Origin of the sequence: Bacillus cereus group sp. N14 (assembly GCF_016483555.1) — a bacterium.
Classification (GTDB): domain Bacteria; phylum Bacillota; class Bacilli; order Bacillales; family Bacillaceae_G; genus Bacillus_A; species Bacillus_A wiedmannii.
The window spans coordinates 16,343-36,204 of record NZ_JAEHBQ010000016.1 but is presented as its reverse complement, the minus strand read 5'-3'; the positions used below and the strand labels follow the sequence as shown (position 1 = coordinate 36,204).

Genomic DNA, 19,862 nt, shown 5'->3' with positions numbered 1-19,862 from the left:
GTTCTTCCTTTTTTACGTATGAAAAGGAGGGATACTTTGTTGAAAACGAAAAACATTGCAAGGATCATATATGGTTTTCACTTTACGCAATCTTTGAAAGTTAGGGCCGTAATAACTAGTTTGCCAATTTTTAATGTCGATATCGGGCCAATTGATAAAGCTTTCTCGTAAATCTTTAACCGAGCATATGTAACGTGCGTGGACAAGAGCAGGTGAGGAATGAGATTTGCTTTTGTGAGAAATAAATAAAGCATAAGAATAAGGAATCTACATAGAGTTCAATGAAAACAGTTGCAAACTATTCATATTTTGTTATGATAGTGTTACGAAAACGTTTGCATAAAATTCTGATGGGATGCAAAAGGAGAGAATGACTATGAAAAAGACATGGTGGAAAGAAGCGGTTGCGTATCAAATTTATCCGCGTAGCTTTATGGATTCAAATGGTGATGGTATTGGAGATTTACAAGGTATTATTGCAAAACTGGATTATTTAAAAGATTTAGGTATAGATGTAATTTGGATTTGTCCAATGTATAAGTCACCTAATGATGATAATGGCTATGACATTAGTGATTATCAAGACATTATGGATGAATTTGGTACGATGGAAGACTTTGATGCTTTACTAGATGAAGTTCATAAGCGTGATATGAAGCTTATTATTGATTTAGTTATTAATCATACGAGTGATGAACATCCATGGTTTATTGAGTCACGTTCATCTAAAGACAATCCGAAGCGTGATTGGTATATTTGGCATGATGGTAAAGATGGTGCGGAACCAAACAACTGGGAAAGTATTTTTAATGGTTCGGCATGGGAATATGATGAAGTAACAGGACAATATTATTTACACTTATTCTCGCGTAAACAACCAGATTTAAACTGGGAGAATAAAGAAGTTCGCGAAGTGTTATACGATACAGTTAATTGGTGGCTTGATAAAGGAATTGATGGTTTCCGAGTGGATGCAATCAGCCATATTAAAAAAGAAGATGGTTTCAAAGATATGCCAAATCCAAAAGAACTAAAGTATGTACCATCTTTTGATAAACATATGAATGTGGATGGTATTCAACCTTTATTAGAAGAGTTAAAAGAAAATACGTTTTCTAAGTATGATATTATGACTGTTGGTGAAGCGAATGGCGTTAAGATTGAAGATGCTGAGCTTTGGGTTGGAGAAGAGCAAGGTAAGTTCAATATGGTATTCCAATTCGAACATTTAAGTTTATGGGATGCAGAAAAGAAGAAAGATCTTGATGTTGTAGGTTTGAAAAAGGTATTAACGAAATGGCAAAAAGGGTTAGAAAATAAAGGATGGAATGCTTTATATATTGAGAATCACGATAAGCCACGTATCGTTTCAACTTGGGGAGACGATAAACAATATTGGCGTGAAAGTGCAACAGCTCTTGGAGCAATGTATTTCTTTATGCACGGTACACCGTTTATTTATCAAGGACAAGAAATTGGGATGACGAACGTTCAATTCCCAAATATTGAAGATTATGATGATGTAGCAATTAAAAATTTATATCGAGAGAAAATTGCAGAGGGCGTATCACATCAAGATATGATGGAAATTATATGGGCTTCTTGCCGCGATAATTCACGTACACCTATGCAGTGGAACGATGAGATGAATGCTGGCTTTACAACAGGTGCATCTTGGTTTGGTATGAATCCAAACTATAAAGAAATTAATGTTGAAAAGCAAAAGAATGAAGAGAACTCTATTTTCAATTTCTATAAGAAAATGATTGCCTTGAAAAAAGAGCACGATGTACTGAATTACGGTACGTATGATTTACTTTTAGAAGATGATCCACAAATTTATGCATATACTCGTACATTAAACGATGAAAAAATTGTTGTAATTAGTAATATCTCAAAAGAGGTAGCTGTGTATAATGAGGGTTTATTTGCACTAGAACGCAAACGTTTGCTTTTAAATAACTATGAAGTTGTAGAAAATGAACAAGTAACTTCAATCACGTTAAAACCTTATGAAACAAGGGTTTATCGCATTTCATAATAAAAAAGGATGCTCTTAGAGCATCTTTTTTTATGAAAAAAAATAAATTTCTATTGCAAAGTGAAAACGCTTTTATTAAAATAGATTTATGAAAACGGTTGCGTAAAGATAAAAATAAAGTAGCATAAGGAATCGTTTTCATAATAGAAACAGAAATTATAATTTAAATCATTATGTTGTTATAAATAAAGGGGAGGAAGAACAGATGAAAATTACGTCTTTTGATTTTTGGCAAAAGTTCGGGAAAGCATTATTAGTTGTTGTAGCTGTAATGCCAGCAGCGGGTTTAATGATTTCTATCGGTAAGTTAATTGGGATGTCTGCTGGGGATATTAACGCAGTTCATACAATCGCTCGCGTAATGGAAGACATCGGTTGGGCAATTATTACAAATCTACACATCTTATTCGCAGTAGCAATTGGGGGATCTTGGGCGAAAGATCGTGCAGGTGGTGCATTTGCAGCGCTATTAGCATTCGTCTTAACAAACAGAATTACAGGAGCTATATTTGGCGTAAACGCTGAAATGTTAACGGATTCAAAAGCTACAGTTTCTTCAGTATTAGCAGGAGATTTAGTTGTAAAAGATTACTTCACTTCTGTACTTGGTGCACCAGCATTAAACATGGGAGTTTTCGTAGGGATTATCACAGGTTTCTTAGGAGCTAATTTATATAACAAATATTATAACTATAACAAACTACCACAGGCATTAGCATTCTTTAATGGAAAACGATTCGTACCATTCGTTGTAATTGTTTGGTCTACAGTCACTGCAATTGTATTATCACTTTTATGGCCGTTCATCCAAAGTGGATTAAATGAATTCGGTCGCTGGATTGCAGCATCTAAAGATAGTGCACCAGTTGTTGCACCATTTGTATATGGAACGTTAGAGCGTTTATTATTACCATTTGGATTACATCATATGTTAACGATTCCGATGAACTACACAGAGCTAGGCGGAACATATACGATGTTAACTGGCTCAAAAGTTGGACAAATTGTAGCAGGACAAGATCCTTTATGGCTTGCATGGATTACAGACTTAAATAATTTACTAGCAAATGGAGATACGAAAGCATATAACGATTTATTAAATAACGTTGTACCAGCTCGTTTCAAAGCTGGACAAGTTATTGGCTCAACAGCAGCGTTAATGGGTATTGCTTTCGCGATGTTCCGTAATGTTGATAAAGAAAAACGTGCAAAATATAAACCAATGTTCTTATCGGCTGCATTAGCAGTATTCTTAACAGGTGTAACAGAACCAATTGAATTCATGTTCATGTTTATTGCTCCAGTATTATATGTTGTATATGCAATTACAACAGGACTTGCATTCGCATTAGCAGATTTAATTAACTTACGTGTTCACGCGTTTGGATTTATTGAATTAATTACTCGTACACCGATGATGGTTAATGCAGGACTAACAAGAGATTTAATCAATTTCGTTATCGTTTCATTAGTGTTCTTCGGTCTGAACTTTACATTATTCAATTTCTTAATTAAAAAATTCAATTTACCAACACCAGGACGTGCAGGTAACTATATTGATAATGAAGATGAGTCATCAGAAGGAACAGGAAATGTACAGGATGGTTCATTAGCAACAAAAGTTATTGATTTATTAGGGGGTAAAGAAAATATTGCTGACGTAGATGCTTGTATGACGCGTTTACGTGTAACAGTAAAAGATTTAGATGTTGTTGCACCAGAAGCACAGTGGAAACAAAATGGTGCTTTAGGACTTATCGTAAAAGATAAAGGTGTACAAGCAGTATATGGTCCGAAAGCTGATGTATTAAAGTCAGACATTCAAGATATGTTAGGTGCGTAATAAGATGAAATTGCTAACTTTAAACTGTCACTCTTGGCAAGAAGAGAATCAAATGGAAAAGATAAAATATCTTGCTAAAGTCATTCAAGAAGAAGAGTACGATGTCATCGCATTGCAAGAAGTAAGTCAGTCGATACAAGCTGGAAATGTATGCGGTAACAAGAAAGAAGATAATTTTGGACTTTTACTATTAGAAGAGTTAAAAGCGTTACATGTAAAAGATTACAATATTACTTGGGATTTCTCTCATATTGGTTATGATGTGTATGAAGAAGGATTAGCGATTATAACGAAGCATAATGTTGTAAAGGAAGATACGTTCTTTATTTCAGAAAATAAGGATACAACGTATTGGAAAACACGCAAAATTGTAAGTGCGACAATTGCTTATAATGATAAGAACATAACGTTTTACTCTTGCCACCTCGGTTGGTGGAATGATGAAGAAGAATCATTCAAAGATCAAGTTAATCGTTTGATGGGGCGTGTAGATAGTAATGAACTTTCCTTCTTAATGGGTGATTTTAATAATAACGCCCGTTTACAAGGTGAAGGTTATGAATATATGATGCAAAAAGGTTTGTATGACACATATGAACTAGCAATAGAGAAGGATGAAGGAACAACTGTCCAAGGTGAGATTGCTGGTTGGGATGAAAATAAACATAACTTACGAATCGATCTAATATTGTGTAACCAAAGTGAAAAAGTTCGTTCTTCAAAAGTCATTTTTAATGGTACGAACAGAAATGTAATTTCAGATCATTTCGGTGTAGAAGTACAAGTAGATATATAATAGAAGAAATCCTCACAGATGATGAAAAGCTGTGAGGATTTTTTTGAGGAATACAAGTATTGCCAAGAGAAAATACTTGTATTTTTTATGACATTTCCTATATATTTGTTATTATTGAATGTAAAACTAATTTGGTCATTTTGTATGCATACTTTTTTTACTTCGTTATATAATGAAGTAAGTGAAATATTTAATGGGAAAAATAGTGTGTTTTCGTTTAATCCACGATGTAGAAAGTGATATAATTGCAAAATGCATGTATCATTTTCTAAAGAAGGAAAAATATATAATTAGGTGATAACTTATATGAAACAAATTTGGCGTATTTATAAGACAGACTTACGGAATGTGGCCAAACATTGGGCTGCGATTGTTATTGTTTTAGGATTAATGATTTTACCATCGTTATATGCATGGTTTAACATTAAAGCTTCTTGGGATCCTTATGGAAATACGAAAGGAATCCAGATTGCAGTTTCTAACCAAGATGTTGGATCAAATTTAAGAGGGAAAGATATTAACATCGGGAAAGAAATTGTAGATTCACTTAAGAAGGACAAAAATTTTGGGTGGAAGTTTGTTGATGAAAAGCAAGCGATTTATGGGGTAGAGCGTGGAGATTATTCTGCAAGTATTACTATTCCAAAGGATTTCTCTGAAAAGATTGCAACAGTCTTGAATGAAAATCCACAGAAACCAGAAATTGATTATTACGTAAATGAAAAGGTCAATGCCATTGCGCCGAAGATTACAGCTAAAGGTGCATCGGGGCTGACAGAAGAGATTAGTAAAAACTTTGTTAAAACAGCAAACGGCGAGATTTTTGAAATCTTCAACGATCTTGGAATCGATTTAGAAACTAACTTACCGAGTATTGAGAAGGTCAAGGATCTTGTCTTTAAGTTAGAAGCACAATTCCCAGAAATGAATACACTTGTGGATAAGGCATTAGATGATGCGACTCGGGCAGAAGATGTTGTGAAAGTAGCGCAAAAGGAGTTGCCAGTTGTAGAAAGTGTTATGAATGATGGGCAAGAAGCGTTAGGGAATTTAGATAAATTCTTTGCGAGAAATGATGAAACATTGAAACGTGCACCTGGAACAATTAAGAATAATTTAATTGTAATGCAACAAGGTTTAGATAGTGCGGCAGCAATTACGGATTTCTTAAAAAATCCATCATTTGATTCTAATCTGACACTTCCAGATCCGGCTAAATTCCCGGTGTTGCCTAATATAACTATTCCGCACGTACCACAAATACCAGAAATTCCAGCGTTACCGCAAGTGAATGGTGAGGGGTATAAAAATATTGCTAAAAATATTGATCAAACTGTAAATAATGTTTTTAGTTCTACTCGTGTTGGAACGGCATATGTGAAAAGTGTTATGGATGGTCTTCAAAATAAGGGCGTGGATCCAGCTGTAGCACAGAAAAACGTTCAGGATGCTTCAAAACTTCTCCAAGACCGTATTGATAGTGTTTCATATTTAATTGATTTCTTTACAACTTTTAAAGAATCAGCTTCAACGGACTTTGGTAAACAGTTCTTTGGGAACAGAGTAGAAAGTTTAACGGTGCTTAAAAATTCTATGGTGGATGTTAACAATAGAGTTAAGCATGTAGGAGATTTAATTAGTTCCGGACAAGAAGTTAAACAAGATGTGCGAGATGCTGTGAATCAAAAATTAGATACAGTAAATAATTTAGTAAATCAAGCTGAAAAGGATTATAATGCAACATTTGTAGCAGATTTCGAAAAAGCAGTAAGCACAGCTGAGCAATTGAAAAACACAGCTGAAAATGTAAAAGAAGACGCTCAGCAGTTAAGAGGGAATTTAAATCAAGATATAAAAGCAGCAAATGATTTAGTAAACCAAACAAATGAAGCATTAGACAATGGTAGAGAAAAATATGATAAGGCTGTAAATGATTACAGCAGATTAAAAACGGAGCTTGAAAAAGCAAGAGAAGACTTAAGTAACAAAGGTGTTAATGGATTAGATTCTACAAAAGTAGCCTTAAATGATTTAAATGGACAGTTCAAAGCAGGATGGAATTTAGTTAATGATATGATTCCGGTTATGGAAAGTACAAATAAAGTTTTGGGCGATGTGAATAGTGATAAAAATCTTAATGGCACAATTGCTAAGTTAAATAAAGCAAAAGATGGTTTGCAAAAAGGAATGGATTTAACTGATAAAGGAATTGACGCTATTAATAAAGGTCAAAAACCAGCAGCAGATGTTATTGAAAGTATTAATCAAGTGTCTAAAAATGTTTCGGGCCAAATTGGTGACATTTTAGCTAAATATGACTCGGAAATCACTCCGAATTTCAATGCAGCAATTGCTCGTACAAAAGAGATGTCTAAAAATACATCTCAAATTTTAGGCGAGGCAGATAAGAAGCTTCCAGATGTGAAAAAATTACTTGAAGACTCATCAAAAGGCTTAGTAGATGGTCAAAAGAAAATTGCAGATATTAAAGCTGAAATGCCAGCTACTGAGAAAAAGATTAAAGAATTAGCAAATAAAATTCGTGATTTTGAATCAGAAGAGGATATAAAAGATATCATACGCTTATTGAAAAATGATGTTGAAAAGCAAAGTGATTACTTCGCGAATCCAGTAAATTTAAAAGAGAATAAGTTATTTGCGATGCCGAACTACGGTTCAGCGATGTCACCATTCTACACAGTGCTTGCATTATGGGTAGGCGCACTATTAATGGTTTCGTTATTAACGGTAGAAGTACATGAAGAGGGCGCGAATTATAAGAGCCATGAAATATACTTTGGACGTTTATTAACATTCTTAACGATAGGTCTTTCGCAGGCATTTATCGTATCGATGGGGGATATATTCTTACTCGGTACGTACGTAGTCGATAAATTCTGGTTTGTGTTATTTAGTTTATTTATTGGCGGAGTATTTGTTTGTATCGTGTACTCACTCGTTTCTATTTTCGGAAACGTTGGGAAATCGATGGCAATCATTTTACTTGTGCTTCAAGTAGCAGGATCGGGTGGTACGTTCCCAATTCAAATGACACCACCATTCTTCCAAGCGATTTATCCGTTCTTACCATTCACATATGCAATTAGTGCAATTCGTGAAACAGTAGGTGGCATGCTTTGGGATATAGTTATTAGAGATTTACTTGTATTAAGTGTGTTCGTAGTAGTCATCGTTATCGCTGCGTTATTATTGAAAACACCAATTAACAAATCGAGTGAAAAGTTTGTTGAGAACGCAAAAGGAAGTAAAATTATTCATTAATAAAAAAAGGTTCCTACCGATAGAGGTAGGAACCTTTTTGTTTAATCAAATTTTAATTTCTTTAATGCTTCTGCGAACGGGTTGTTTAATGGTTCTTCTTCTTTATTCTGTTGTTTCATATATTTTTGAACGTCGCGCTTATCAGCCTTGCTTCCAGATTCTTTTTTACGTCTCTCCTGGAATGTCGATAATTTCTCGCGATAGCCACATTTACATGCGAAAATTTGTCCGGCACCTTCACCACGTAATTCTAACTTCTTCTTACATTGTGGGCAACGAGCGTTTGTTGTACGAGATACATTTTTACGATGACCACATTCACGGTCTTGGCAAACGAGCATTTTTCCTTTTTTGCCGTTTACCTCCAGCATTGGTTTACCACAGTCTGGACAAGACTTCGTTGAAATGTTGTCATGTTTATATTTTTTATCACTTGATTTAATTTCAGAAACAATTTCTTTCGTATAGTTCTTCATTTCTGAAATGAATACTTCTTTTTTCAGTTTACCCTTCGCAATTGCTTCAAGCTTTTGTTCCCATTCACCAGTTAGTGTAGGTGATTTTAACTCTTCTGGAACTAAATCAAGTAACTGACGGCCTTTTGAGGTAATGTGAATATCTTTACCACGTTTTTCAAGTAAGAATGAATTGAATAGCTTGTCGATAATATCAGCTCGTGTCGCTACAGTACCTAATCCACCAGTTGATTTTAACGTATCAGCAAGTTGTTTATTTTGCGTATCCATATATTTCGTAGGATTTTCCATTGCTGAAAGTAAAGTAGCTTCGTTAAATCGTGCAGGTGCTTTCGTTTGACCTGATGTTTGCATAATTAACTTTACAGTTAATGTATCGCCTTTTTCAATGTGAGGTAGAAGTTGTTCTTTTACGTCATCAGTTACATCATCATCTTCAAATCGATTTTCATATACTTCTTTCCAACCGGCATGTAGAATAGTTTTTCCGCGTGCAATGAACGTTTCATTACCAACTTTTGTGCGTAACGTTAGTTGCTCGTATTCGAATGCTGGGAATAAAACGGCTAAGAAACGTTTTACAACTAAATCATAAATTTTACGTTCTTTATCTGTGAAGGCCGAGAAGTTAACGTATCCTTCTGTCGGAATAATTGCGTGATGATCACTTACTTTACTATCATCAACAAATGACTTATTAGACTTGATAGGCTTTTGTAATACTTTATGTGCTAAAGGACGGTACTCTCCAACGCCACATGCTTTTAGACGTTCTGGGAGTGTTCCAACGATATCAGATGAAATATAGCGTGAATCTGTACGAGGGTACGTTAGCACTTTATGTTGCTCATACAATTTCTGCATAATGTTTAATGTTTCTTTCGCAGAATAACCGAACTTTTTATTTGCATCACGTTGCAATTCAGTTAGATCGTAAAGACCAGGAGAGAATGACTTCTTCTGTTTTTTATCAATTTCTACAACAGTAGCATTATGTTTATCTAAACCTTTTACAATACCATCGATTTTTTCTTTATTAAAACTGCGACTATTGCCGTTTGCATCTTGCCAAGTTAGTTTTAACTGATTCGTTGTTTGAGCTTCGATGCCGTAGTAAGTTTGAGCTTTGAAGTTCTTTATTTCATCTTCACGATTAGCGATCATAGCGACAGTAGGTGTTTGAACACGGCCGCAATTCAGCTGGGCATTAAAGCGAGTCGTTAAAGCTCGAGTCGCGTTAAGACCGATATACCAGTCAGCTTCTGAACGTGCAACTGCAGAAGCGTATAAATTGTCATATGCTTTACCTGGTTTTAAATTAGCGAAGCCATCTTTAATTGCTTTATCAGTAACGGATGAAATCCATAGACGTTTGATTGGTTTGTTAACTCGAACCTTATCAATAATCCAGCGAGCGACTAACTCTCCTTCACGTCCAGCATCTGTTGCTACAATAATTTCAGTTACATCTTTTCTAAGAAGCTGACTTTTTACAGCATTAAATTGTTTCCCTGTTTGTTTAATCACCGTTAATTTCAAACGCTCTGGTAGCATCGGTAAATCTTCTAAATTCCACTTTTTATATTTCACATCATAGCTTTCTGGATCTGCTAATGTAACGAGATGACCTAAAGCCCAAGTTACAATATATTTACTACCTTCAAGGTAGCCGTTTCCTTTTTTATCGCACTTCAGTACGCGAGCAATATCACGGGCAACGGAAGGCTTTTCAGCGATTACAACGCTTTTTGACATATTTAAAACATCCTTTCAAATTTCCATACGTTAACTATAGCATACATCTTCTTGAGATTCAGTTTCGCTCCAGATTTGAACGTTTTTTAGTGGGATAACATCTGTTTGAAAGTGAATGATGGCGACAGAACATAATATGCACCATGATGAGACTATGAGAAATAGATACTTATTTATTATACGTATTGTTTTATTAGTTGCTTCTATATTAAATAGAAAAGTAAAGAACTTGTTATTTTACTAGAATAAGAGTAGACTTTGAAGTAGAAGAATACTAAACACATGGGAGTTTGTGGATGCAAACTGAGAGTATGACTAATCCGTCATTGACCATTTGAACCTGTTGGATAATGCCAGCGTAGGGAGAGTGTAAAAGCACAAAAAGGCACTTTGCGTACGCGCAAAGTGTCTTTTTGTGTATCTCCCATCACTATAGTTAGGGGATGAGAAGAATGAATATGAAAGAAATTAGTAAAGTAGTGGATTTGGTGAGAGAAACTAATCCGCTCGTTCATAATATTACCAATGTTGTTGTAACAAACTTTACAGCTAACGGTTTGTTAGCGTTAGGAGCATCGCCTGTAATGGCATATGCAAAAGAAGAAGTAGCAGAAATGGCTAGCATTGCTGGAGCGTTAGTATTAAATATGGGGACACTTCGCCCTGAAGAAGTAGAAGCGATGTTACTTGCAGGTAAATCAGCAAATGTGAACAATGTACCAGTACTGTTTGATCCAGTTGGTGCAGGAGCAACATCGTATCGAACAGAAGTTGCGAGACATATTCCGGCCGAAATTGATTTAGCGATTATCCGCGGAAATGCAGCTGAAATAGCGAACGTTATTAATGAGAGATGGGAAATTAAAGGGGTAGACGCCGGTGCTGGAAATGGCAATGTCGTAAGTATTGCAAGGCAGGCAGCGGATGAATTAAATACAGTAGCGGTGATTACTGGAAAAGAAGATGTTGTTACAGATGGAGAACGAACGATCCTTATTCGAAATGGTCACCCTATTTTAACGAAAGTTACGGGAACTGGTTGTTTACTAACTTCTGTAATAGGAGCATTTGTAGCAGTAGAAAAGGATTATGTAAAGGCAGCAGTAGCGGCATTAACGTTTTATGGTGTAGCTGCGGAACTGGCAGCTGCTAAGACAGTGGAGCAGGGACCTGGTAGTTTCCAAATTGAATTTTTAAATCAGTTAGCGAATACCACTTCGGGTGATATTGAGAAGTATGGGAAGATTGAGCTTATATAGTAAGGAGGGGAACTAGATGCCCTGTATTACAAAGGCTGAAATGTCTAGATTATTATCAGTATATTTTATCATGGGAAGTAACAATTGTGCGAAGGAACCACTACAAGTATTGAGAGATGCACTTGAAGGCGGTATAACAATTTTTCAATTTCGTGAAAAGGGGGAAGGCGCTTTAACGGGAGAGAAACGTATTTGTTTTGCGAAAGAATTACAAGCAGTCTGTAAGGAGTACGGTGTACCATTCATTGTAAATGATGATGTGGAACTGGCTCTCGAGTTAGATGCAGATGGTGTGCATGTTGGACAAGATGATGAAGGAATTACTTCTGTTCGTGAAAAAATGGGAGATAAAATTGTTGGTGTATCTACCCATACAATTGAAGAAGCACGCTGGGCAATTAAAAACGGAGCTGATTATTTAGGTGTTGGCCCTATTTTCCCAACGAGTACGAAAAAAGATACGAAAGCTGTGCAAGGAACGAAAGGTTTAGCTCATTTTAGAGAACAAGAAATTACAATACCAATCGTTGGGATTGGTGGCATTACAATTGAAAATACCGCTGGGGTTATAGAAGCCGGTGCGGACGGCGTTTCTGTTATTTCCGCGATTAGTTTAGCTGAATCTCCGTATGAAAGTACGAAGAAGCTAGTAGAGGAAGTAAGTAACAGTTTGTAGAAGAAGGCTATGTAGTATTAAAAGGCTACATAGCTTTTTATTTTTTTCTGATATTGATATTTAGAAAAAGGGAGATGATTGTTTGAAACGTAAACAGTTTGTAGAGTTGCAAAATGAATTATTTCGTTTATTCGAACAAGGAGACTTTGATGTTATTTATAGATACATAGATAAAGCGAAAAGAGAGTTCCCTGAAAGGATGGATAAAACTAGCTTTTGGGAAGCGTGTGTACTTTCGATAGAAGGGAAGTATGAAGAAGCAATTGTTAGTTTAAATGAAGCTTTAGAAAAGGGGATTTGGTGGAATCCACATACACTTATGCAGGATGAAGATTTAAAGGAATTACGAGAGAATGAAGCTTTTAAAATGATAGTGAAAAAGTGTGAAGAAATCTTTAAGAAACAGCAGCTAACAGCCGACCCGAAATTATTTACTTATGGAAATGAAGAGGCGAAGACAGGACTATTTTCTTTACATTGGAGAGGATCAAACATAAATGATTTTGCACCGTATTGGTATGGAGAAGAAATATTACGTGAGTATATGTTAGGTTTTTCTCAATCCTCACAAGTACATGGAATGAATTCTTATAGCTGGGATAATCATGATATAGCTATAAAAGATATTATGAAAAGTTTTAATGATTTTATGGGTAAATATGACTTGGAAGACACCATCCTTGCGGGAGCTTCTCAAGGGGGAAATATAGCGATAGAGTTAGCGTTAAAGAATATGTTAGAGACTCAAAAATTTATTGCAGCTATACCCGCTATTCGAGATGTTGAGGCAATTGAAAGTATAGTCGTATCAAATGATATAACGAATGTAGAAGGATATATTGTTACGGGAGATAAAGATCCGTTTTACGAAAACACGCTTCAATTAATGTCGATGTTCGAGAAATATAATGTGAACTGTAAATTAATTGTGAGAGAAGGTTTGGGTCATCTTTTCCCAGCGGACTTCACACAAATATTAAAGAACATAATGGCAGAATGGACAGTTAAAAATATTTAAACAAACGTTTGATTAAAAAAGCACAAACCCTTTAAAACCTTGGGTTTGTGCTTGTTCTTTAAAACATAATTGAAATTAAGAGCATTCCAATTCCGATAGAAGTGAATGTTGCGATTAGGCCTGGAATCATAAAGCTATGATTTAAAACATATTTACCAATGCCAGTTGTACCAGTGCGATCAAAGTTAATGGCAGCAACGATTGTTCCATAGTTTGGAATGAAAAAATATCCATTTACTGCAGGGAACATTGCGATTAGTAGTGCTGGTGGAATACCGAGTGATAATCCAAGAGGCATTAAAGCACGTACTGTTGCTGCTTGGCTATATAGTAAAATAGAGAGAATGAATAATGCGATGGCAAATAGCCATGGTGCACTTGTTACTAGGTGCTGAATTGATCCTTGAATCATATTTAAGTTTCCGTTAAAGAAAGTATCTCCCATCCAAGCGATACCGAAAATAGCAACAACTGCTGTTGCCCCCGCTTTAAAGACGTTACCAGACACGATGCTTTCTACATTTGGTTTGCAGAAAATAATAATAAGAGCTGCGATAGTTAACATAACCATTTCAATTGTGTTTGGCATGGAAAGACGAATTAACTTCCCGTCAACCATCCATCCTGGACGAAGTGCTTCAAATGAACCGAGAAGTACGACAAGGAAAGTTCCTACTAAGAAAAGGATAACGGATAGTTTAGCGCCTTTTAAACCAACAAATTCTTTCTTCTCTTCAATTTTAGGAATCATTCCTTCTTTTAAACGTTTCAAGTATTCAGGGTCTTCATTTAATTCTTTCCCCATTTTGCTAGCAACAAATGCAGCTACCATACAAGCGATGAAGGTAGAAGGAATACTTACTTTTAAAATATCTAATAAGGTGATTTTATAGTCAACTAGCATTGCTAAAAGTGCAACTGTTGCAGCTGATATAGGGCTAGCTGTAATTGCTTGTTGGGAAGCGATTACGGCAATTGACATTGGTCGTTCCGGTCTAATCCCAGATTCGCGAGAGACTTCTGCGATAACAGGAAGTACAGAATAAGCAACGTGACCAGTTCCTGCGCACAGTGTAAATAAATAAGTAACAATTGGAGCAAAGAATGTAATACGCTTTGGATTTTTTCGCAATGCTTTCTCAGCTAGATGAACAAGGTAGTCCATTCCTCCAGCGGCTTGCAGTGCACCGGCAGCTGTAATTACTGCTAAAATCATAAGCATTACATCAATAGGAGGAGCTGTAGGTTGTAAGTGGAAGACGAAAACAAGTATTGCCATGCCAACGCCACCCATTACTCCTAGACCAACGCCGCCTAGGCGTGCGCCAATAAAAATGCAGAGTAGTAACGTAAGAAATTGTAGCCAAAACATGATAAACTACCTCCGAAATTCATTAGTTAAGATATATTTGAATAATTTAATTTGAAAGAAAATTAAAACAAATACTCAAAATAATCCTTGTGTTATATACATTTTTTATTATATAACACAAGAAATGTAACATTCACGAACTTTGTTAAATTATTTCGAAAAAATAATGCATTGAGACTTTACATTTGCATCTCTAAATAGGTAGACATTTTAATTTTTATGTTGTAATCTTTGATAGAGAATAATTTAATTCTCATAGAACTCCCATATCGTTCAACTCGTTCAGCGAGAAAGGCAAACTGATGGAAACATTAGGACGCAAAACTACAGGAGCTAAGGCCGAAAGGTTATGCTAGCCAGTTACCGGACGGATAGGGTTGGTCTTGACCAATGCTCTTTTCATTGGTCTTTTTTTTGTTTATAAACAAATGAGAACCGTTATCGTTTATTAATAAGGTTTATATTTTAATAGCGTTACTTTATAGTAAGTTAATTAAGAAAGGTGATGTTAATGAGAAAATATTGGCATAAGCTATCATTTCTTCAAAAAAATGTATTGTTAACTGTGTTAGTTATTTTGACGCTTGTCGGTACTATGGGAGCGTTAAGTTTTAACATGTTTCAAAATAGTATGATGTCTATGTTTGAAAGGCATTCTTTTGAAACAGGAGATACGGTATTACATAAATTAGACGCGGAAATATTGAGAGATGTTGCAAAAGACCCAACGGCAGAAAGAGAAAAGAGAGAGAAGTTAACAGAGAAATTAGATGAATCAACGGAAGAATTGAACAGTGTTGGACAAACCTATATTGTTGGAGCGAAAAAAAATGAAAAAGGTGAGCTACAAATCATTGATTTATCTACAGGTTTAGCAAATGTTGTTGAAGTAAGGCCGGGAGAATATTATAAACAACCAGACCTTTGGATGAAAGCATATGATAAAGTAATGAGCACAAAAAAAGCAAACATGACAGAAGTATATGAAGACGCATTAGGGACATGGGTAACGATATTAGAGCCAATTAAAGATGGAGAAGGTAACATTGTGGCACTTGTTGCAGCTGATGTAGATGCTTCTATTGTTCCTAGTACAAAAGAAAAGTTCATTATACAAGGTTTAATGTTTATTTGTATTTCTGTTTTAATTGCAACTTTTATTCAATTCTTAATTGTGCGTAACGCACTTGCTCCATTGCGGGATTTACGTGAAGGATTGCGCAGAGTCGGTGAAGGTGATTTAAGTATTAAATTAGAGGAAAGACCAGATGATATTGGTATTATTAATGCGTATTTTAATAATACCATTGAGAAGTTTAAAGGAATTATAGATAAAGTGAAGCAGACAGCAGAACAGGTTTCCTCATCTTCGCAAGAATTGTCAGTGAGTACGAAAGAGAATAGCATGGCAGTCCAAGGAATTGTAAGTTCTATAGTTGAGTTAAGGGCTGGCGTTCAATCACAAGAAACTTCAGTACCAAAGTATTTAAGTATTGTATATAAAATGGAAGATAAGATGGAAGAGATAACTAATATTGCAAAACAAATGGCGAAAGAGTCTGAAGGTATGAAGCATCATTCAGTAAAAGGAAATGGTGTTATTGAACAGACCATTAATCAAATGAACATAATACAAAATGCAGTACAAGATTTATCTTCTATCATTCATTCTTTGGAAACAAGATCAAAAGAAATTAGTGATATTGTAAATGTAATTACAGGTATTTCAAATCAAACGAATTCGCTAGCTTTAAATGCTTCTATTGAAGCTTCACGTGCTGAGGCAACCGGAAAGGGATTTGCCGTTGTTGATGAAGTGCGTAAATTAGCAGAGCAGACGGAAGCATCAGCAAAAGATATAGCGAAATTAATAGGGGAAACACAAGTTGAAACGGAAGAAGCTGTTGTTTCAATACAAAAAGCTTCAAAAGAAGTAGAATCCGGAATTAAACTTTTTCAAAGTAGTGGTGCTTTCTTTGAAAAAATTTCAAAATCAGCACAATCTGTTACAAGTCAAGTTAGAGTTGTTTCTAGTAATTCAAGTGATATATTGCAAAGTAGCCAAAATATTGTTCGTGTTGTAAATGAACTATCACTTATTGCAAATAAGTATGCAAATAGTAGTAATAATATTGAAGAAAGTATGAAAGAACAGGAAATGTCTGTACAAGATATTGCTGAATTAGCTAGTTCTTTAAGCTGGCTTTCACAGGAGTTACAAGAGTTAATAGGGGAATTCAAAAGTTAAATGAAATGATTATACGTGCTTTTGTTTGTTCAATAAAATAAATCATGCTACAATGAAAACGAATTAAGGACCGGGGAGCCAATTGGCTGAGAGGATGTAAACAAACATCGACCCTCAACCTGATCTGGATAATGCCAGCGTAGGGAGTTACTTAAAGTGATGTAGCATATGTTATTCTATAATAACTTGCATACAAGGCTTTCCTACGCAGTAGGAAAGCCTTTTCTTGTTTTAATATTTCATTTTATAAGGGGGATTTTACTATGTCACAACAAGTTACAATTTCATTTTCAGTAGTACCACAAGCGAAGAACAAAGATGTGTATTCTGTTGTTGATAAAGCAATTGAAGTTGTACAACAATCGGGAGTTCGTTATGAAGTAGGGGCAATGGAAACAACGCTGGAAGGAGAATTAGATGTACTTCTTGATATCATTAAACGTGCGCAACAAGCTTGTGTGGATGCTGGAGCAGAAGAAGTGATTACTTCTATTAAAATCCATTATCGTCCAAGCACTGGTGTAACGATAGATGAAAAGGTTTGGAAGTACCGTGATGAATATGCAAAACCAGAAGCAATCTAAAATAATTACAACAATTTGGCTTATCCTTCTCATAGCGATATGGGAAGGATCTGTTTCATTATTTAAAATTGAACCGTGGATTTTACCGAAGCCTTCTGCCATTGTTCAAGAATTAATTGGAATGAAAGATTTACTATTACCGAATACGATGCAAACGTTACAAGAGGTTCTAATCGGACTGTTTTTTGCGATTTTAATTGGGACAAGTATTGCAATTATTATGGATGTTATCCCTTTATTTCGTATTTTAATAAATCCGTTGCTTGTTATTTCGCAAACGATTCCAATCGTTGTACTTGCACCGTTATTTATTATTTGGTTTGGATATGGAATGCTACCGAAAGTAATGGTAGTAATACTCGTTTGTTTCTTCCCGATTGCGCTCAGCATTTTAGAAGGTTTTCAAACGGTAGATAAAAATATGTTGAAGTTGTTGCAAACGATGAAGGCAACGAAATGGCAAGTTTACCAGAAAGTAAAGTTTCCAGCAGTGCTGCCATACTTTTTCTCAGGTTTAAAAATTGCAGTTACATATAGCGTAATGGGAGCAATTATTGGGGAATGGCTCGGTGCAAGCGAAGGATTAGGAGTTATGCTTACAAGAGCTACAAAATCCTTTCTAACAGCCCGAGTATTTGGTGTGGCGGCAATTATTGTTATGGTGACATTATGTCTGTATTTTATCGTGGAGTTTATGGCAAGAATAACAGCACCATGGATATATAGAAAGGACGGCAGAAAATGAAAAAAGGTTTAAAAGTTATGTTGGCTGCCTTATTAGCAGTAGGTGTAGCTGGATGTAATCCGGCGAAGAAAGAAGAAAGTGCAAGTAAAGATCAAAAAGTAAAAGTAGTATTAGATTGGTTTCCGAATACGAATCATACTGGCCTATATGTAGCGCAAGCGAAAGATTATTATAAAAAGCAAGGATTAGATGTAGAAATTATTCAGCCAGGTGATAATGTGACAGCGGAGCAAATGATAGCTTCCGGAAAAGCTGACTTCGCAATAAGCGCACAAGAAAATGTAACGTTGGCTCGTGTGGAAGGTATTCCTGTTGTATCTATAGGAGCAATCATTCAACATAACACTTCAGCTTTTGCATCACTTAAAAAAGATAATATGACGTCACCAAAAGATTTTGAAGGTAAACGTTACGGTGGCTGGGGAGGACCAGCAGAAGAAGCAACGTTGAAGACAATCATGGAGAAGCATCAAGCTGATTTTAATAAAGTTGAAAAAATCATCTTAGGACAAACAGATTTCTTTAAATCAATCGGTCGTGATGCAGACTTTGAATGGATATATTACGGATGGGATGGAATTGAAGCGAAGCGCCAAGGAAAAGAGTTAAATACGATTATGGTGAAAGACTTAGACCCAGCGCTTGATTTCTATAGTCCTGTTATTATTACGAGTGAAAAACATACAAAGCAAGATAAAGACTTTGTGAAAAAGTTTATGAGTGCAACGACAGAAGGTTATAATTTTGCAATTAAAGAACCGAAAGAAGCTGCTGATATTTTAATTAAAGCAGTTCCAGATGTGAATAAAGAATTAGTACAAGAAAGTCAAAAATGGTTAAGTACGAAGTATCAAGATGATGCAAAAGTGTGGGGAGTACAGAAGGAAGAAGTTTGGACGAATTACATGAATTTCTTATATGATAACAAAGTTATTAAGAAGAAAATTGATGTGAAAGATGCCTTTACAAATGAGTTCCTTCCAAGTGAAAAATGAGTGGATTACAAATAAAAGAGATCGTAAAAGCTTTTGATGGAAAGAATGTATTGGCAAATATTAGTGCTTCTATACGAGAGGGAGAGTTCGTTTCCTTTGTAGGACCGAGTGGTTGCGGGAAAAGCACATTATTAAATATGATTGCAAATGTTGAAAATCCAACAAGTGGGAATGTAACGTATAAGGATAGGCACGTACAAGAGCAAGATGTTGTAAGTTATATGCCGCAGCAGGATTTATTACTACCGTGGCGATCAGCTTTGCAAAATATAGTTCTTCCATTGGAAATCGAAGGGAAACCGAAAAAACAAAGGCTAACAGAAGGAATGGAAGCATTAAAGCAATTTGAACTAGATGAATATGCAGACCATTATCCAGATGAATTGTCTGGTGGTATGCGTCAAAGGATTAGTTTTCTGCGCACATATTTATGTGAAAAGCCAATTATGCTACTTGATGAGCCTTTTGGAAAATTAGATGCCTTTACAAAAATGGAAGTACATAGTTGGCTTTTAAACTCTTGGCACCAAGAGAAGCAAACAATTGTTATGGTTACACATGACTTAGATGAGGCAATCTTACTGTCGGATCGCGTATTTATTTTATCTCAAAGACCAGCATCAATAGTTGGAGAGGTGCAAGTGAAATTACCTAGACCAAGAACAATGGATATGTTAACATCACTTGAGTTAAAAAAGGATAAGGAAGAAATTCTGAGAGTATTAGCTCCGTATATGAAAAAATAGAAAAAGCCTTTTAACAGTTTTTGGTA

General features: G+C 35.5%; 14 protein-coding genes, 1 pseudogene and 3 riboswitches. Of the genes and pseudogenes, 12 read left to right on the top strand and 3 right to left on the bottom strand.

Annotation, left to right across the window (positions count from 1 at the left end):
* Positions 1-12: 12 nt before the first annotated feature.
* Positions 13-195, bottom strand: a pseudogene (locus JDS82_RS20545) (BBE domain-containing protein); the annotation flags it as partial.
* Between the two features lie 181 nt (positions 196-376).
* Here JDS82_RS20545 and JDS82_RS20540 point away from each other — a divergent pair.
* The 4 genes from JDS82_RS20540 (at position 377) to JDS82_RS20525 (ending at position 7,962) form a co-directional block, all read left to right on the top strand.
* A complete protein-coding gene (locus tag JDS82_RS20540; RefSeq protein WP_046953754.1) occupies positions 377-2,041 on the top strand; it encodes a glycoside hydrolase family 13 protein in 1,665 nt (554 codons plus the stop codon).
* 205 nt (positions 2,042-2,246) lie between these two features.
* Positions 2,247-3,884, top strand: coding sequence for a PTS transporter subunit IIBC (locus tag JDS82_RS20535; protein WP_064056276.1), 1,638 nt, complete (start codon positions 2,247-2,249; stop codon positions 3,882-3,884).
* A gap of 4 nt (positions 3,885-3,888) precedes the next feature.
* On the top strand, positions 3,889-4,680 hold the full coding sequence (locus JDS82_RS20530) for an endonuclease/exonuclease/phosphatase family protein (RefSeq protein ID WP_000772009.1): 792 nt from the start codon (positions 3,889-3,891) through the stop codon (positions 4,678-4,680).
* A gap of 306 nt (positions 4,681-4,986) precedes the next feature.
* Complete coding sequence (locus JDS82_RS20525) at positions 4,987-7,962, top strand: YhgE/Pip domain-containing protein (RefSeq protein WP_000810108.1); 2,976 nt, start codon at positions 4,987-4,989, stop codon at positions 7,960-7,962.
* A gap of 41 nt (positions 7,963-8,003) precedes the next feature.
* Here the strand turns inward: JDS82_RS20525 and topB are convergent, their stop codons facing one another.
* On the bottom strand, positions 8,004-10,193 hold the full coding sequence (topB, locus tag JDS82_RS20520) for a DNA topoisomerase III (RefSeq protein ID WP_061672148.1): 2,190 nt from the start codon (positions 10,191-10,193) through the stop codon (positions 8,004-8,006).
* 272 nt (positions 10,194-10,465) lie between these two features.
* A riboswitch (TPP riboswitch) is annotated at positions 10,466-10,575 on the top strand.
* 61 nt (positions 10,576-10,636) lie between these two features.
* Here topB and thiM point away from each other — a divergent pair.
* The 3 genes from thiM to JDS82_RS20505 all read left to right on the top strand — a co-directional run bounded on the left by thiM (position 10,637) and on the right by JDS82_RS20505 (position 13,146).
* The gene (gene thiM, locus JDS82_RS20515) at positions 10,637-11,452 is read left to right on the top strand and encodes a hydroxyethylthiazole kinase (protein WP_098110585.1); all 816 of its coding nucleotides are present in this window, start codon (positions 10,637-10,639) and stop codon (positions 11,450-11,452) included.
* A 16-nt stretch (positions 11,453-11,468) separates the two neighbouring features.
* A complete protein-coding gene (gene thiE / locus JDS82_RS20510) occupies positions 11,469-12,128 on the top strand; it encodes a thiamine phosphate synthase (RefSeq protein ID WP_061672150.1) in 660 nt (219 codons plus the stop codon).
* An 82-nt stretch (positions 12,129-12,210) separates the two neighbouring features.
* Positions 12,211-13,146 carry an alpha/beta hydrolase gene (locus tag JDS82_RS20505; protein WP_016089483.1) on the top strand — a complete coding sequence of 312 codons (936 nt, stop codon included), beginning with the start codon at positions 12,211-12,213 and terminating at the stop codon, positions 13,144-13,146.
* 58 nt (positions 13,147-13,204) lie between these two features.
* On the opposite strand, the gene JDS82_RS20500 is transcribed toward JDS82_RS20505, so the two are convergent.
* Positions 13,205-14,518 carry an anaerobic C4-dicarboxylate transporter family protein gene (locus JDS82_RS20500; RefSeq protein ID WP_000498721.1) on the bottom strand — a complete coding sequence of 438 codons (1,314 nt, stop codon included), beginning with the start codon at positions 14,516-14,518 and terminating at the stop codon, positions 13,205-13,207.
* 283 nt (positions 14,519-14,801) lie between these two features.
* A riboswitch (cyclic di-GMP riboswitch) is annotated at positions 14,802-14,886 on the top strand.
* 143 nt (positions 14,887-15,029) lie between these two features.
* Between JDS82_RS20500 and JDS82_RS20495 the strand changes: the two genes are divergently transcribed.
* From JDS82_RS20495 to JDS82_RS20475, 5 genes are all read left to right on the top strand, one after another.
* On the top strand, positions 15,030-16,766 hold the full coding sequence (locus JDS82_RS20495) for a methyl-accepting chemotaxis protein (RefSeq protein WP_001234177.1): 1,737 nt from the start codon (positions 15,030-15,032) through the stop codon (positions 16,764-16,766).
* Between the two features lie 61 nt (positions 16,767-16,827).
* Positions 16,828-16,929, top strand: a riboswitch (TPP riboswitch).
* 100 nt (positions 16,930-17,029) lie between these two features.
* Entirely contained in the window at positions 17,030-17,350 is a 321-nt protein-coding gene (locus JDS82_RS20490; protein WP_000082897.1) for an MTH1187 family thiamine-binding protein, read from the top strand.
* Complete coding sequence (locus JDS82_RS20485; protein WP_001057159.1) at positions 17,322-18,095, top strand: ABC transporter permease; 774 nt, start codon at positions 17,322-17,324, stop codon at positions 18,093-18,095. The genes JDS82_RS20490 and JDS82_RS20485 overlap by 29 nt, the downstream gene beginning before the upstream one ends.
* Entirely contained in the window at positions 18,092-19,090 is a 999-nt protein-coding gene (locus JDS82_RS20480) for an ABC transporter substrate-binding protein (protein WP_000715550.1), read from the top strand. The genes JDS82_RS20485 and JDS82_RS20480 overlap by 4 nt, the downstream gene beginning before the upstream one ends.
* The gene (locus JDS82_RS20475) at positions 19,087-19,836 is read left to right on the top strand and encodes an ABC transporter ATP-binding protein (protein ID WP_000016074.1); all 750 of its coding nucleotides are present in this window, start codon (positions 19,087-19,089) and stop codon (positions 19,834-19,836) included. Before JDS82_RS20480 ends, JDS82_RS20475 begins: the two co-directional genes overlap by 4 nt.
* Positions 19,837-19,862 lie beyond the last annotated feature (26 nt).